Raw genomic sequence first — 13,872 nt, 5'->3', positions numbered from 1 at the left:
GGAATGACAGAGGTGAGGGCTATGCGGCGGGGGATGTCCCAGCCCGTTTCCCCACCGCCGCATGCCTCTTTGGTGCCTGTTCTCCCGACCGGTTTCGGCCAGCCGATCGGGATCAGCGGCAGTCGTACGTGAAATGGGCGGTCACCGCGCTGTGAGCGGGGGAGATGATCCGCAGCTCGGCACGCGCGGCGCGGCGGCCCTCGCCCTGGAACGTCCACAGCAGGTGCAGACGTGCCTGCCGCTGGCCGCGGACCACCGTTTCACGCAGGACGCCGGAGGTGGTGCCGTCGCTTCGGGTCCAGCGGTAGGAGAGGGTGCCCGCACGGCCGTTCGTCGTGACGAGGCCGACGATGTCCGCCGTGTCGTCGCACCCCAGAACCGTCGGCTGAGCCGTGACGGCCACGGTCCGCACCTCGACGGACGGCCCGAGGCGCTGCCAGGCGAGGAACGCGAGGACGCAGAGCAGCACCAGCGCGGGCAGCGCGTGTCTGCGCAGCCGTCGGCGAGGTGGTGCCGAGGGCACCGGCACGGCGGGGATCGTCCGATGAGTGCGCTCGGCGACGGCGGCGGTGACCCCCGGGCCGAAGCGCAGCACGGTGCCTTCGACACGGTCGGGCGGCGGCGCCGGCCGGGTGTCGGAAGCGCTCTGTTCCACGAGCGTGGCATCCGCTTCCGGCCGCTGGATCCAGTGGCTGGCCAGCACGGTGGCGCTGTACTCGAGGGCGGCCGAGCCGGATGCGTCGAGCGGCGCGCGGGCGCTGTCCGGACCGAGCGGCAGGGTGGCACCGTGGTCGTCGGAGGCCGCGAGGACCCGCGTCGGCTCCTCGTCGCCGGGTGCGGGAGTACGGTCGCGTGGCACAGTCATCGGATGTCACACCGCCTGGTCAGAAGCTGCTGAGAGGCACCGCCGTCGGCGGAGCCCGGTTCGGTCGTGGCCTGAACCGTCCAGTAGCAGCCGGCGTTCTGGAAGGTGTGATCGACAGTGATCGAGTACTGCGTGGAGCCGCTGCGCGTGAAGGTCTGGGACGCCCCGTCGGCCGAGCCCGGCAGTCCCGTGACGTTGCCGGTGAACCAGGAGACGGTGATGGAGACCGGTCCCGTCCCGTCCGTGGTGACGTCGATGGTCGCGCTTGCGGTCGCCGAGCCGGTCTGCGCGAAACCCGACACCGCGACGTCCTTGACGGAGGGGGCCGCGGGCGACGGCGGAGAGGACGTCGTCGGCGCCGTCGTGTCCTCGGGGTCGGTGGGAGGCGTCGTCTCCTCGCCTCCGGCCGGGGTCGCGGGGGCCGAGGGGCCCGTGCCGTCGGTCGCCGCCGGCTCCGAGGCCGACGCGCTCGCTGACGTGGACGGTTCGGCGGACTCGCCGGGCGACGACGATGTCGACGAGGACGCCGACGCGGTCGGCGCCGTGGTTCCGGCCGGCTCCGCGCCGGGCCGGGCGCTGGTCGTGGCCAGGGCCCGCTCCGCACGCTGTGCGGCGGTCCCCGGCGTGAACGGCACGCCGTAGGTCAGGAGCACCGCGAGGAGGACGGCGGCACCCGACACCAGCATTCCGGGCCGGCCGGGCAGCCACGACCGTGCCGGGGTGAGGGAGTAGCCGGGCTCCGGGCGCAGCACCGTACGGGCGGTGTCCGTGGTGGTCCGGGGAGTGCTGCGGGCCGAGGGCAGCAGCAGGGGCAGCAGCGCCACCAGCGCGGCGAGCCGGCCGCGGCCGCGCTCCTCCCAGTCGGGCCCGTAGGCGACACCGGCGACGGCTTCGAGTTCCGTCACGAACTCCTCGGCCCGCGCGGGCCGCTCCGCCGGGTCCTTGGCCAGACCGCGGCGTACGAGCCCCCGTACGGCCTCGGGCGCCTCCTCGGCGGGGACCGGTGCCTCCACGTGCTGGAGCGCCAGCTCGGCGAAGTTCTCGCCCGAGTAGGGCTTACGGGCCGTCAGGCACTCGAAGAAGGTGGCGGTCGCGGCGTACACGTCGGCGGCGGGCGAGGCGGGCGCGCCCGTCCACTGCTCCGGGGCCATGTAGGACGGGGTGCCGGCCACCCCGGCGCTGGTGCCCGAGTCCACGGCGATCCCGAAGTCGACGAGCCTGGACGAACCGTCCGGCTCGACCAGCACGTTCTCCGGCTTGTAGTCGCGGTGGACGACGCCGACGCGGTGGGCGTCCGCCAGACCGAGCAGCGAACCCTTGAGGATCACCAGCGCGGCCTCGGGACCGAGCGGGCCCTCACGGCTCAGCAGGGTCCGCAGCGAGATCCCGTCCACCAGCTCCATCACGATGGCGGCGCCGTGCGGGCTCTCCACGTACTCGTACAACCCGGTGACGTACGGGCTCTCCAGGCCGCCCAGCAGCCGTGCCTCCGCCCGGAAGTCGTACACGAAGCCCGGCCGCGTGCGCAGTGCCTCGCTGAGGTACTTCACCGCGACCGCGACGCCGGTCTCCTCGTGGACGGCCAGCACGACCCGTCCGCTCGCCCCCGATCCGAGTTCGAGCGACTCGGTGTATCCAGGCACTTCCCATGTGCTCATTACGCCCCCCCCAGGCCGCTTCCGGCGCGCCGCGGGAGCCTCACCCACTCCGCGGCGACCGGGCCACGCGCTCAGAGACACATTTTCGGCCACGGCGGTTGCGTGACCAGAGGGATCGGCGAGGCGTACCCCGACCGTGACATCGGTGACCCGAGTGGGACCGAGGGGACGTCACCGGACCGTCCGCGCCCGCCGGGGCGCCTGCCGTGTCATGCGCGCTGCGACTTCGACGAGGTCCTCGGCGAGCGGCGAGCGGATCAGGGCTCGGCCGCCTACGTCCGTCGGCCGAAGAGGAACGCGTCGGCACGCCGGTCGGTCTCGTTGACGAGCGCCATGCTCCCGTCGTCGAAAGCCTCCGTCGCCCATCCGCCGCGATCGAATCCCTGCCTACGCTCCTCGTCCGCCGCGTGACCGTTTCCCCGCACCACCGCGTCGACGGTCACCTGCGTCATGGTGGTGAGCTTCATCGGCCCCTTCGCCGTGGTGGTCGCGCGGTCATGACCGCAGCGGGGCGCGGGGCGCATCCGTCGAAGGCGAACGGTCACGACAGGGCGTGCGGCACGGTCCGGCCGACCGGAACCGAGACCGACGAGGTCACCCGATCTGCCGTGCCACCGGCGAACGGTTCATTCCGCCTGTTCCGCCTCACGGCACACCGGGCAGGTCAGCCGCCTGGCCGGCCGGTCGTGGATCACTTCGCCGGGCTGGGCGGTCCCCCGGATGACCACCGACTCGGAACGCACATGTTCCGGGCAGACAGCGGCTCCGCACACTCGGCAGACGGCCACTGCCACCGTGGTGCGCCCGGACTGGGCGCATTCATAGCAGTTCATCTACGTGCCTCTCAGCCGTGCACCAGACACGACGAGCGTATCGCCGGAGCGCCGGACCCGCTTGTCGTGGACGTCGCGGACCGCACCCGCCGCTCTCCCGATCCGGCACCTGGGACCGCTCACCCCTGCGGGTGTGCTGGGCAGGACAGGGTGGCCCGGGGCGGCAAGGCTGGGATCGGTGCTGGGCTCTGTCGCGTCCGCCGGTCGGTGATGCGTGGCCTATCCATGCCGGTATCCCCGATGTAAGGGAGAGGTATGAACGAGACAGACTCCGACGGGACCAGGAGCGGCCGCCGTCCGGGCCACCACGATCCGGAGGCGGCCACCGTCGACCTGAGGCGCGTCGGGGCCAACCCGGACTTCTGGTACCCGGTCGCGCTGTCCGGAAAGGTGCGCCGCGGCCGGGTGATCGCGACCACCTTCGCCGGGGAACGCATCGCGCTCTACCGGGGGGAGAGCGGCACCGTCCACGCGCTGGAGGACCGGTGCGCCCACCGGCAGGTGCCGCTGAGCATGGGCGTCGTCGAGGGCGAGGTGCTCCGCTGCTGCTACCACGCGTGGGCCTACCGCGGTGACGGCCGTATCTCGCAGATCCCCTACCTGTCCAAGGGCGACGGCCGACCGCCGCGCGGTGTGCGCGGATATCCGGTCCGCGAGGCGTACGGCCTGGTGTTCGTCTTCCCCGGCGACCCGGGGAAGGCGCCGGACATCCCGCTGCCGATGCTGCCCGCGTTCGGCGATCCGCGGTACCGGACGATGACCTTCTCCCGTACGGTGCGCTGCCATTACTCGTTCATGCACGAGAACCTGCTCGACATGAACCACCAGTTCCTCCACCGCGGAGTCGTCGGCAAACTCCACCCCGAACTGCTGGGGTACGAGACGTCCGCACGGTCGGTGGAGGCCCGCTACCTCTTCACCCACGCCGGCGGAAAACGCAACCGTGGCGCGGGACTGCTGGCCGCGGAAGGGTTCGGCGGCAGCGACTCCGCGGACGTCATGACCATCCGCACCGAGTACCCGTACCAGACCCTCGACCTGGTACCGGAGAACGCCCAGCGCCCGGCCTTCCGACTGTGGGCCGTGTACGTGCCCGAGGACGCCGAGCAGCGCACCTGCCACGCCTACGGCCTCCTGATGATCGAGAAGCCCGGCATCCCCGGCGCGCTGCGGCTGGCCTGGCCCCTCATCAGGCGCTTCACCGAGCGGGTGTTCGCCGAGGACCGTATGGCCGTCGAGGCCGAGCAACGGGCGTGGGAGGAACAGGGCGAGGACCGCAACCACGAGGTCTTCCCACTGATCCTCGACGTCCGCGACGTGCTGCGCGGCAATGGTGTCCCGCTGCGCCCGCGGGCAGCGGCCGGGTGCGCGGGCGGGGACGGCGCCTGCTCCGTGCCGGTGACGGACACGCACCTGCCCGCCGAGCAGCAGCCCTCCGCCGACCTGCCGCGCGGCGGCTGAGCGCGGCGCGGCGCCGCCCTGGCAGGATGACCGCATGGAACGTGTGCTTGGAATCGGCGGATACTTCATCAGGGCCGCGGACCCGGCGGCCCTGAGCGCGTGGTACCGCGACTGTCTGGGCCTGGACGCCGACGAGCACGGCCTGTGGCGCCCCGAAGCAGGGCTCACCGTGTTCGCGGCGTTCGCGTCGGACACCGACTACTTCGGATCCCGCGATCAGCGCACCATGCTCAACTTCCGCGTGCGCGACCTGGACGCGATGCTCGCGCAACTCCGCGCCAAGGGGGCGGACGTGGCCGAGGAGACGCAGGACATGGACGGCGTCGGCCGCTTCGGCTGGGTCACCGACCCCGAGGGCAACCGCGTCGAACTGTGGCAGCCGGCCTGACCGTGTCCGCCCCGCGTTACCCCCGCGGGGCGGTGGGGAACATGCCGCCGTCGGAGTAATGGGCCGGCCGGCTCGTACGACTGGGTCAACCTGTGCGGGGTGCTCCCGGTCGTAGCAGGGGACTGCGGGTGCGCACATCGCGGCACGGGACGACGAAGGGCACGAGTGCATGACCCCCACCGAGGCCGCCGAGACCATCGGGCGTCAGTGATGTCGGGTGACGCGGGAGAACCCGGAGGGCCGCCCGGTTCCGACCCGGTGCTGCGGCTGGACGCCCAGTTGGAGCAGATCGCCGAGCAGTTGCGGGAGCTGGCCGTCGCGAAGGACCGGCTCCAGGGGCTGCTGGAGGCGGTGCTGACGATCAGCCGGGAGATGGACCTGCCCACGGTGCTGCACCGCATCGTCACCACCGCGATGGAGCTGGTCGGCGCCCGCTACGGCGCCCTCGGGGTGCTGGACGAGTCCGGCGAGCAACTGGCGCAGTTCCTCACGGCGGGACTGTCGGAGTCCGAGCGCGCCGACCTCGCGGGGATCGAGTTCCCGCACGGCCGCGGCGTCCTGGGACACCTGATCCACCACCCCGAACCTCTGCGGGTCGACGAGATCGGCTCCCACCCCGCGTCGGTCGGGTTCCCGCCCGGCCATCCGCACATGCGCACCCTGCTGGGTGTCGCCATCAGCGTCCGCGGCACCATCTACGGCGACCTCTACCTCTCCGAACGCCGTGACGGCCGGCCCTTCGACCGCGACGACGAGGACGTCGTCGTCGCCCTGGCCGGCGCCGCCGGCATCGCGATCGAGAACGTCCGCCTGTTCGAGCAGGTCCGCGACGGCGCCGAGCACTTCCAACGCCTGCTGCTGCCCACGCTGCCCGACCTGTCGCCCCTGACCGCCGCCGCCGTCTACCGCCCCGCCCTCACTCCGGCCCACCTCGGCGGGGACTGGTACGACGCGCTCTGGCTGCCCGACCACGCGTGCGCCGTCGTGATCGGTGACGTCGTCGGCCACGACATCCGCGCGGCCGCCGCGATGGCGCAGACCCGCAGCATGCTGCGTGCCCTGCTGTTCGACCGTTTCACCCCGCCCAGCAGCGTCCTCGCCCAGCTCGACCGCACCCTGAACGCCATCACCGACCTGCCGGTCACCACCGCCTGTCTCGCCCGGATGGAACCGGCGGGCGAGGGCTGGCGGTTGCACTGGAGTTCGGCCGGCCACCTGCCCCCGCTGCTGATCACCCCGGACCGGCACACGGAGTACCTCGACGTCGAGCCCGGCCTGCCGCTCGGGGTCGACCTCGACGAGGACCGTCCCGACGACACCCACCCCGTGCCCGCAGGCGCCACCGTGCTCTTCTTCACCGACGGACTCGTCGAACACCCCGAGCACTGCATCGACGACGGCCTGTCCCGGCTCGCCGAACTCGCCGCGGACCATGTCCACCTGCCGCTGGACGAGTTCGTGTGCTTCCTCGCCGACCACCGTCCCAGCGACGGCCACGACGACATGGCTCTCCTGGCCCTGCGCACGCCGGGCGACCGGGACGGCGCCCTCGTGCGGTGAGTCGGGATCGATCTGGTCCAACCAGTTGACCAGTCCGCGTGCGCGCGGCCAGGGTGTGTGCATGACAGAGCAGCGCATCCGGCGTGAAGCCGTCTCCGAGCAGTTGTTCACGCTGCTCCGGGACCGCATCCTGAGCGGCGAGCTCGCGGCCGGCGTCCCCCTGACCGCCGAACGTGAACTGGCCGCGGAGTTCGGGGTGAACCGGCACGCGGTACGGGAGGCCGTGAAGCGTCTCCAGCAGGCCAGACTCGTCGAGGTCAGCCACGGAGGACGCACCAGGGTGCTCGACTGGCGCCGTACCGCGGGCCTCGACCTCGCCCTGCAACTCGCCCACACGGAACAGCTGTCCACGTCCTACGACCTGCGCCGCGACGTCCTGGAGATGCGGGCCTCCATCGGCGCGGACGCGGCACGGCTCTGCGCCGCCCGCTGCCCGGACGGGACGGCGGCCGAGATCGTCAGCGCCGCCGCCGCGTACATCAACCGCGGACCCGACCTCACCGACCTCGCCACGGCCGACGTCATCTGGTGGCGGCTCATCGTCGAGGGCTCCGGGAACATCGCCTATCTCCTCGCCTTCAACAGCCTCGTCGGCGAGGGCTTCACCGCCGGTGAGGTGCCGACCGAGCTGCGCGCCACCGAACTGCTCGACGTCGCCGGACACATGAGGCTGGCCGCACTCATCGCCTCACGCGACGAACAGGGCGCCGAGGCCGCGGCCCGCGCGCTGCTGGCCCGCAGCGTCCCGGCCACCCACCACACCCGGGAACCCGAAGGAGGCACACCGTGATACCCGCCGTCGTCTACGCCATACCCGCCTTCGTCCTGCTGGTCGCCGTCGAGGCACTGTCGTACCGCTTCCTCCCGGACGACGACGAACGCGGCTACGAGACCCGCGACACCGTGACCAGCATGTCGATGGGCGCGGGCAGCCAGGTCATCGCGCTGCCCTGGAAAGCCGTCACGATCGTCGCCTTCGCCGGCCTCTACAGCGTGGCGCCCTGGCAGCTGTCCGCCTCGTCGGTGTGGACCTGGGTGCTGCTGTTCTTCGCCGAGGACCTCGCCTACTACGCCTTCCACCGCTCGCACCACCGCGTACGGGTCCTGTGGGCGAGCCACGTGGTCCATCACTCCAGCGTGCGGTTCAACCTCTCCACCGCGCTGCGGCAGAGCTGGACGCCCATGACCACCCTGCCGTTCTGGCTGCCGCTGGCCCTGCTCGGCATTCCGCCCTGGATGATCCTGCTCCAGCAGTCGGTCAGCCTCATCTACCAGTTCTTCCTGCACACCGAGCGGGTGGACCGCCTGTGGCGGCCGATCGAGTACGTCTTCAACACCCCCTCGCACCATCGCGTCCACCACGGTTCCAACAACGCCTACCTGGACCGCAACTACGGCGGCATCCTCATCGTCTGGGACCGGATCTTCGGCACATTCGAAGCCGAGGGCGAGCGCGCCGTCTACGGCCTCACCAAGAACATCGACACCCACAACCCGCTGCGGGTCGCCTTCCACGAGTACGCGGCCGCCTGGCGCGACGTACGAAGCGCCACGCGCTGGCGCGACCGCGCGGGTTACGTCTTCGGTCCGCCGGGCTGGACCCCGGACGCGAGCCGGAGCTGATCCGGCCGCTCCCGCCTCGCCGGACCGACCGCCCCGGTCAGTTCGCCGTCCTGCCGATGTCGTCCGCGCGGGCCACGAAGCGGATGGCGTGGTCCCTCACCCGGTACAGGAACGCGCCCGCGTCCTCCTGGGCCTCGAAGAACTCCGAGTCGGCGTCGTAGCTGACCTTGCGGGTGATGCCCTGCCAGGGGCGGCGCAGCAGTTCCGAGCGCAGGACGGAGCGGTCGTCGTCGCCGAGGGCGGTCAGTCCGTGGACGGCGAAGCGGACGGCGTCGTAGGCCTCGGCGGCCCAGGGCGCGGGGGCGGCCCCGAACCGTGCCCGGTGGGCCGCCGTGAACGCCCTGACACGCGGGTCGGCGGTGGCGTCCGTGTAGCCCGTGCCGATCAGCCAGCCCTCCGCCTGTGCCAGGAACCGGGCGCCGAGGACATGCTCGTCCGCCACACACGGCCCGCGGTACCCCGCTTCCCGCAGCGCGCGAGCGCAGGACGCGGCCCGGTCGGGGTGGACGCCGGCGAAGAGGACCGCGTCGTCCCCGCGGTCGGCGATCCGCCGGGCCGCGGCGCCGAAGTCGCCGTCCGGGGCGATCTCCTCGACCGTGGCGTCGCCGTCGAGCTTCTTGTGCACCGTGATGCTGCGGACCGTCTGGAGGGTTTCCGCCCCGTCGGTGAGGTCGTGGACGACCGTGGTGTGCGTGGGTTTCACTACCCGGTTCAGATAGCGCAGGATCGCGGGTGGTCCGGCGGTCCTCGTCGGGCGCATCAGCAGCGTGCTGGTGAGGTTGACGCCGTCCAGTTCGTTGGTGTCGGCCCGCGTCAGGAGTTGGGCGACCCGGGCCCGGGCGCAGGCCTCCACCGCCGCCGGCGCGGTGGCGTTGGTGCCGGTGCCGATCACGAGGGAGACCTCCGGGTCGGCGGCCAGCCGGGCGGCCGCCGCGGTGGCTCCCTTCGCCGTGCCGCCGTCGTCGGCGGTGCGCAGCACCAGATCGAAGGCGCGTCCCGCGCTGTCGTTGTGCTCGCCCACCGCCACCTGGGCGCCCCGCTGATGGGCGGTGAACGCCGCCTCGGAGCGATCGCCGAGAAGGCCGATCACCCGCCGCGGCAGCGCCCCGGCCCCGGTCGTGCCCGACGAGGGCGAGCGGCCCCAGCGCCACCAACTGCCCACACCCGCCGCGCTCACTCCCAGGACCGCGCCGCCCGCGGCCAGCACCCGGCGGCGGGACGTCGGTGCTCCGGCCGGCGCTCCGGCGGCCTGCGTCACGGCGTCCGCCCACCCGTCCACCGGCACGCCGTCGGTGACCGTACCCTGGGGCACCGGCAGCTCCAGCACCCGCGCCGCACGCGCCGCCACCAGAGCGGGCAGCCCCTCCGGCAGCCAGCCCCGCTCCTCGAACCGGCCGAAACCGTCACGGAGTTCGGCGACCGACGGCCTCCGCTCCGGATCCTTCGACAGACATCGCCGTACGATCCCGGCGAGCGCCTCGGGCACCGAGTCCAGGTCGGGTTCCTCGTGCACGGTCCGGTACAGCACACCGGCCGCGCCGCCGACGCCGAACACGGGCCGGCCCGTGGCCGCGTGGGCGAGGACGCAGCCCAGCGAGAACACGTCGCTCGCCGGACCCACCGTGCGGCCCCGGGCCTGCTCGGGCGAGAGATAACCGGGGGAGCCGATGACCGACCCGTCGGTGGTGAGCGCGGTCACTCCGACCGCGCGCGCGATGCCGAAGTCGATCAGGCGCGGTCCGTCCGCGGCGAGCAGGATATTGGCGGGCTTCACATCCCGGTGGACGAGCCCGCACGCGTGCACCCCTTCCAGCGCCTCGGCCAGCGCCGCCCCGAGGCGGAGCAACTGCACCGTCGGCCAAGGGCCGTTGCGGGCGATGGCCTCGGCGAGGGAGGGGCCCGGCACATACGCGGTGGCCAGCCACGGCGAGCGGGCCTCGGCGTCCGCGGCGAGGACGGGCACGGTCCAGCGGGACCTCAGCCGCGCCGCGAGTTCCGTCTCACGCCGGAAGCGGGCCCGGAAGCCGGGATCGTCGGCGTGCTCGGAGCGGATCGACTTCAAGGCGCACCAGGTGCCGTGCGGGGAACGCGCCAGGTACACCACGCCCATGCCGCCCGCCCCGAGCCGCGCGGCCAACCGGTAGCCGCCGATCACGGACGGGTCGGCGGACAGCAGCCGATCCATGGCACGGACCCCCCTTCCATCTCCCTCCCCGGCCCCGGTCTCGCGGCCTGATCCACCGGAACCGGCCCGGGACCGGGCGAGACGTCCGTCAGCTCCGGGCCTTCCCCGCGCTCTGCAGCTGCGCGAGCGACCCCAGCTGACGGAAGCGTCCGTCGCGCACCTCGTGCACATAGGTACTGCGCAGCCACCCCTGCCCGCTGCTCTCGAACTGGTGATAGTCGCCGAAGGCGTACGTCCGGTCCATGCCCTGGTACTTGACCTTCGCCAGCCGTGCACCGAGCTCGGCCCGCACCGGCCGGGCGCCCGCCCGCGCGGGCACCGTCCGGGCGAACTCGCCGAGCAGCATGCGTACCGAGTCGTACGCCTCCGCGGCGAACGGCTCCGGGTCCGCCCCGTAACGCTCGCGCCACGCCGAGGTGAAGTCACGCGCCGCCTCGGTGGTGAGGGCGGACGGATCGGCCGCCGAGTCGACGACGTACCAGCCCTCGCCCGCGGCGCCCGCTCGGCGCGGGAAGTCCGTGCCGTACAGCAGGTGCTGCATCCAGCGCGGACCCTCGAACCCGGCCGCGGCCAGTTGGCGGGCCGCCGCGACGGTCGCGTCCATCGGACCGAGGTAGGCGAAGGCACTCACCCCGGTGGCGAGCAGCGCGCGTACCGCGTCCGGCCCGTCACCGGTCTCCTCGGCCACGACCTGGGGCACCACCTGGGCACCGAGCGCGTCCCGCCACTGCTGCACCAGGAGAGTGGCCTGGTCCTGGATGGTTGTGCCGCCGGAGCGGTCCAGGACCACGCCGATGCGCCCCAGCCGGTTGGTGACCATGGCGTGCAGGGCGATCCAGCCGCCGAGCGCGGTGTGCGCCACGCCGGTCTGGAACGACGCGGTGGGCGAGGTCACGAAGTAGTCCTGCTGGCCGGTGGTGCTCGACACATGGGTCAGTCCGGCCTGGCCGTAGACCTTCGCGGCCGACCGCATCGGGAGTTCGGTGACCGGCCCGAGGACGGCGACCACGTCCCGGTCGGCGGTGAACCGGCGAGCCACGTCCTGGGCGCCGGCCGCGTCGCCCTTGTCCCGTCCGACCCGTACCTTCAAGTCGTACGCGCGGTCCGGGTCCGCTTGGTGCTGGGCGACGGCGAGCCGGGCGGCGCGTTCGCTGACCCGGCTGACCAGTGCGGTGGATTCGGTGACGTGCACGCCCAGGACGTACACGGGACGGGCCTTGCCGGCCGGGGCCTCGTCGTCGTCGCGGGTCGCGAGCACAGCGGCGCTCGCGCCTCCCGCGGCGAGCAGCAACGCCCCACCGGCCAGCAGCAGTCGGCGCCGGCTCGGGCGTCGGTCCACCGCGTCCTGCGGCTCGTCCCCGGCGGCCGCGGGTGCCGCGCCGGAATCGTCCACCTCGGTCGGCTCGATCTCGGGCAGCGCCAGACCCTCCGCGGAGCGGGCGGCGATCATCCGGGCGACCGCGTCCGGAAGGTGCGGGGCGCCGTCCGGGGCGTCGTCCTCGGCCAGCAGCCCGCGCAGTTCCTCGGCCGTCGGCCGGTCCCCGGGCTCTTTGGAGAGGCACCGGGCGACCAGCGCGCGGGAGCCGTCCTCGATGCCGTCGAGCGCGGGTTCGTCGTGGACGGTGCGGTACAGCAGGGCGTCGGGCGTGCCGCTGCCGAAGGGCGGACGGCCGGTCATCGCGTAGGCCAGGACCCCGCCGAGCGAGAAGATGTCGCTCGCGGCGGTGGCCGGCTCGCCCCGCGCCTGCTCGGGGGAGAGGAAGCCGGGACTGCCGACGACCATGCCCGAAGCCGTCAGCGCCGTGTCGTCGTCGGCCCGCGCCACCCCGAAGTCGATCAGGCGGGGGCCGTCCAGGGCCAGCAGTACATTTCCGGGCTTGACGTCCCGGTGGACCAGGTCGGCCGTGTGCAGGTCCGCGAGCGCGTCGGCCAGCAGCCGGCCGAGGGAGCGTGCGGTGGCGGCGGGCAGCGGCCCGTGCTCGGCGACGGCCTCGACGAGCGAGGGACCGGGCACGAACGCGGTCGCGAGCCAGGGCTCGGACGCCTCCGCGTCCGCGCCGAGCACCGGTACCACCCAACGGCTCGTCACCCGCCGGGCCAGTTCTGCCTCGCGGGCGAACCGCGCCCGGAAATCGGGGTCGCCGGCGTTCTCGCCCCGGATCACCTTCACGGCCGCGAGGGTGCCGTCGTCGTCGCGTCCCAGGTAGACCACGCCCATGCCGCCCGCGCCGAGCCGCCGCAGCAGCCGGAAGCCGGCGATCCGGGACGGGTCCGCGGGCCTCAGCGGTTCACTCATCGCCTGCCTCCGCGTCATCGGCGCCGCCGGAACTGTCCTTGCCCTCCGCGTCGTCGCGTGCCGTGTTGCCGCCGATGCTGTCGATCTCGGCGGCCGTGTAGGCCACTCCCTGCGCCACCTGGGAGGCGATCCGGGTCGCCTCCTCGTCCGTGTGGCCCGCACCGATACGGTCCGTCGCGGCCACCGTCACCGGGCCGAGCCGGTACTTGAACCAGTCGAAGGGCAGCGCGCCCTTCGTGCCGTCGACGACCAACTCCCCGCTCTCGACGAGGTCGTCGTCGGTGATCCCGTTGCGCGCCTCGGAGAACGGATCGGCCCGGGAGTACAGTCCGCGCACCCGCTCGGTGGCGTTCAGCCGCTGGTTCGGGCAGCGCAACGCCTCCTCCAGGGACACGGCCATGTCGCGGCGCGCGGCGGTGGTGTCCTTGTGGACGGTGACCGTCATGGACACCTGCACGGGCCCCTTGCCCCCGCTGCCCGGCAGCTCGAATCTCCGGGTGAGGCTGGCCAATGCGGTGTCGGGCAGCGGCTGCCGCTGCCACACGCAGTTCTCGTCGAGGACGGCCCACTCGGCCGGATCGCTCTCGTACGGCTGCGCCTTGCGGAAGCCGGTGCCGAAGTTGTCCGCCCTCCCGGTGAGCCCGCGCACGAACGCGACCGCCGCGGAGCGGGTGCGCGGCGCCAGTTCCTCGGCCATCGTGTACGGCTCGTCCTCGGCCGCCGCGGCCGCCGAGGCGGAGGGCTCCGCACCGTCCGGCGCGTCCGACGGGTCGGCACTCCCGGCCGGGGCGGAGGAGCCGGCACCCCCCTTGCCGCTCCTGCCCTCGTCGGCGGAACCCCCGTCCGCCCCACTCGAACACCCGGCCAGCAGCAGTGTCCCCGCCACCGCTGCCACGACCGGTCTCCACTCGGTCATTCCAGCCCCCACCCCTATGGACGCGCTCCGCCTCCGCGGCGGTACGTATGCAAGGCAGTGTGGCCTACGTGAGGCGCTCCCGAACAC

General features: G+C 73.0%; 12 protein-coding genes. 5 read left to right on the top strand and 7 right to left on the bottom strand.

Annotation, left to right across the window (positions count from 1 at the left end; genetic code table 11):
• Window positions 1-112: 112 nt before the first annotated feature.
• The 4 genes from ACGFW6_RS08480 to ACGFW6_RS08465 form a co-directional block, all read right to left on the bottom strand.
• Entirely contained in the window at window positions 113-865 is a 753-nt protein-coding gene (locus tag ACGFW6_RS08480) for a hypothetical protein (protein WP_393506014.1), read from the bottom strand.
• Entirely contained in the window at window positions 862-2,523 is a 1,662-nt protein-coding gene (locus ACGFW6_RS08475; RefSeq protein ID WP_393506012.1) for a serine/threonine-protein kinase, read from the bottom strand. Before ACGFW6_RS08475 ends, ACGFW6_RS08480 begins: the two co-directional genes overlap by 4 nt.
• 272 nt (window positions 2,524-2,795) lie before the next feature.
• Window positions 2,796-2,990 (bottom strand): hypothetical protein, encoded by a 195-nt coding sequence (locus ACGFW6_RS08470; RefSeq protein ID WP_393506010.1) that lies wholly within the window; start codon window positions 2,988-2,990, stop codon window positions 2,796-2,798.
• Window positions 2,991-3,149: 159 nt separating this feature from the next.
• Window positions 3,150-3,356 carry a DUF2180 family protein gene (locus ACGFW6_RS08465; protein ID WP_393506008.1) on the bottom strand — a complete coding sequence of 69 codons (207 nt, stop codon included), beginning with the start codon at window positions 3,354-3,356 and terminating at the stop codon, window positions 3,150-3,152.
• Window positions 3,357-3,611: 255 nt separating this feature from the next.
• Here ACGFW6_RS08465 and ACGFW6_RS08460 point away from each other — a divergent pair, with 255 nt between their 5' ends.
• The 5 genes from ACGFW6_RS08460 (at window position 3,612) to ACGFW6_RS08440 (ending at window position 8,388) form a co-directional block, all read left to right on the top strand.
• Window positions 3,612-4,817, top strand: a complete 1,206-nt coding sequence (locus ACGFW6_RS08460) for a Rieske 2Fe-2S domain-containing protein (RefSeq protein WP_393506006.1) — start codon at window positions 3,612-3,614, stop codon at window positions 4,815-4,817.
• Window positions 4,818-4,851: 34 nt separating this feature from the next.
• Entirely contained in the window at window positions 4,852-5,205 is a 354-nt protein-coding gene (locus ACGFW6_RS08455; RefSeq protein WP_393506004.1) for a VOC family protein, read from the top strand.
• Between the two features lie 210 nt (window positions 5,206-5,415).
• A complete protein-coding gene (locus ACGFW6_RS08450) occupies window positions 5,416-6,765 on the top strand; it encodes a PP2C family protein-serine/threonine phosphatase (protein ID WP_393506002.1) in 1,350 nt (449 codons plus the stop codon).
• Between the two features lie 61 nt (window positions 6,766-6,826).
• Window positions 6,827-7,555 carry a FadR/GntR family transcriptional regulator gene (locus ACGFW6_RS08445; protein ID WP_393506000.1) on the top strand — a complete coding sequence of 243 codons (729 nt, stop codon included), beginning with the start codon at window positions 6,827-6,829 and terminating at the stop codon, window positions 7,553-7,555.
• The gene (locus ACGFW6_RS08440) at window positions 7,552-8,388 is read left to right on the top strand and encodes a sterol desaturase family protein (RefSeq protein ID WP_393505998.1); all 837 of its coding nucleotides are present in this window, start codon (window positions 7,552-7,554) and stop codon (window positions 8,386-8,388) included. Before ACGFW6_RS08445 ends, ACGFW6_RS08440 begins: the two co-directional genes overlap by 4 nt.
• A gap of 37 nt (window positions 8,389-8,425) precedes the next feature.
• Here the strand turns inward: ACGFW6_RS08440 and ACGFW6_RS08435 are convergent, their stop codons facing one another.
• The 3 genes from ACGFW6_RS08435 to ACGFW6_RS08425 all read right to left on the bottom strand — a co-directional run bounded on the left by ACGFW6_RS08435 (window position 8,426) and on the right by ACGFW6_RS08425 (window position 13,785).
• Window positions 8,426-10,573 (bottom strand): bifunctional serine/threonine-protein kinase/ABC transporter substrate-binding protein, encoded by a 2,148-nt coding sequence (locus ACGFW6_RS08435; RefSeq protein ID WP_393505996.1) that lies wholly within the window; start codon window positions 10,571-10,573, stop codon window positions 8,426-8,428.
• An 88-nt stretch (window positions 10,574-10,661) separates the two neighbouring features.
• Window positions 10,662-12,869, bottom strand: a complete 2,208-nt coding sequence (locus tag ACGFW6_RS08430; RefSeq protein WP_393505995.1) for a bifunctional serine/threonine-protein kinase/ABC transporter substrate-binding protein — start codon at window positions 12,867-12,869, stop codon at window positions 10,662-10,664.
• Window positions 12,862-13,785, bottom strand: a complete 924-nt coding sequence (locus tag ACGFW6_RS08425) for a hypothetical protein (protein ID WP_393505993.1) — start codon at window positions 13,783-13,785, stop codon at window positions 12,862-12,864. Before ACGFW6_RS08425 ends, ACGFW6_RS08430 begins: the two co-directional genes overlap by 8 nt.
• Between the last annotated feature and the right edge of the window lie 87 nt (window positions 13,786-13,872).

The organism is Streptomyces sp. Y7, from assembly GCF_043195415.1.
In the GTDB taxonomy this organism is placed as follows: Bacteria; Actinomycetota; Actinomycetes; order Streptomycetales; family Streptomycetaceae; genus Streptomyces.
This window is presented reverse-complemented; position numbering and strand designations above follow the sequence as displayed.

Coding starts and splice junctions, on each gene's coding strand:
- ACGFW6_RS08475 (WP_393506012.1), bottom strand. CDS start 2,523: ATGAGCACATGGGAAGTGCCTGGATACACCGAGTCGCTCGAACTCGGA.
- ACGFW6_RS08435 (WP_393505996.1), bottom strand. CDS start 10,573: ATGGATCGGCTGCTGTCCGCCGACCCGTCCGTGATCGGCGGCTACCGG.
- ACGFW6_RS08460 (WP_393506006.1), top strand. CDS start 3,612: ATGAACGAGACAGACTCCGACGGGACCAGGAGCGGCCGCCGTCCGGGC.
- ACGFW6_RS08455 (WP_393506004.1), top strand. CDS start 4,852: ATGGAACGTGTGCTTGGAATCGGCGGATACTTCATCAGGGCCGCGGAC.
- ACGFW6_RS08450 (WP_393506002.1), top strand. CDS start 5,416: ATGTCGGGTGACGCGGGAGAACCCGGAGGGCCGCCCGGTTCCGACCCG.
- ACGFW6_RS08470 (WP_393506010.1), bottom strand. CDS start 2,990: ATGAAGCTCACCACCATGACGCAGGTGACCGTCGACGCGGTGGTGCGG.
- ACGFW6_RS08430 (WP_393505995.1), bottom strand. CDS start 12,869: ATGAGTGAACCGCTGAGGCCCGCGGACCCGTCCCGGATCGCCGGCTTC.
- ACGFW6_RS08445 (WP_393506000.1), top strand. CDS start 6,827: ATGACAGAGCAGCGCATCCGGCGTGAAGCCGTCTCCGAGCAGTTGTTC.
- ACGFW6_RS08480 (WP_393506014.1), bottom strand. CDS start 865: ATGACTGTGCCACGCGACCGTACTCCCGCACCCGGCGACGAGGAGCCG.
- ACGFW6_RS08425 (WP_393505993.1), bottom strand. CDS start 13,785: ATGACCGAGTGGAGACCGGTCGTGGCAGCGGTGGCGGGGACACTGCTG.
- ACGFW6_RS08465 (WP_393506008.1), bottom strand. CDS start 3,356: ATGAACTGCTATGAATGCGCCCAGTCCGGGCGCACCACGGTGGCAGTG.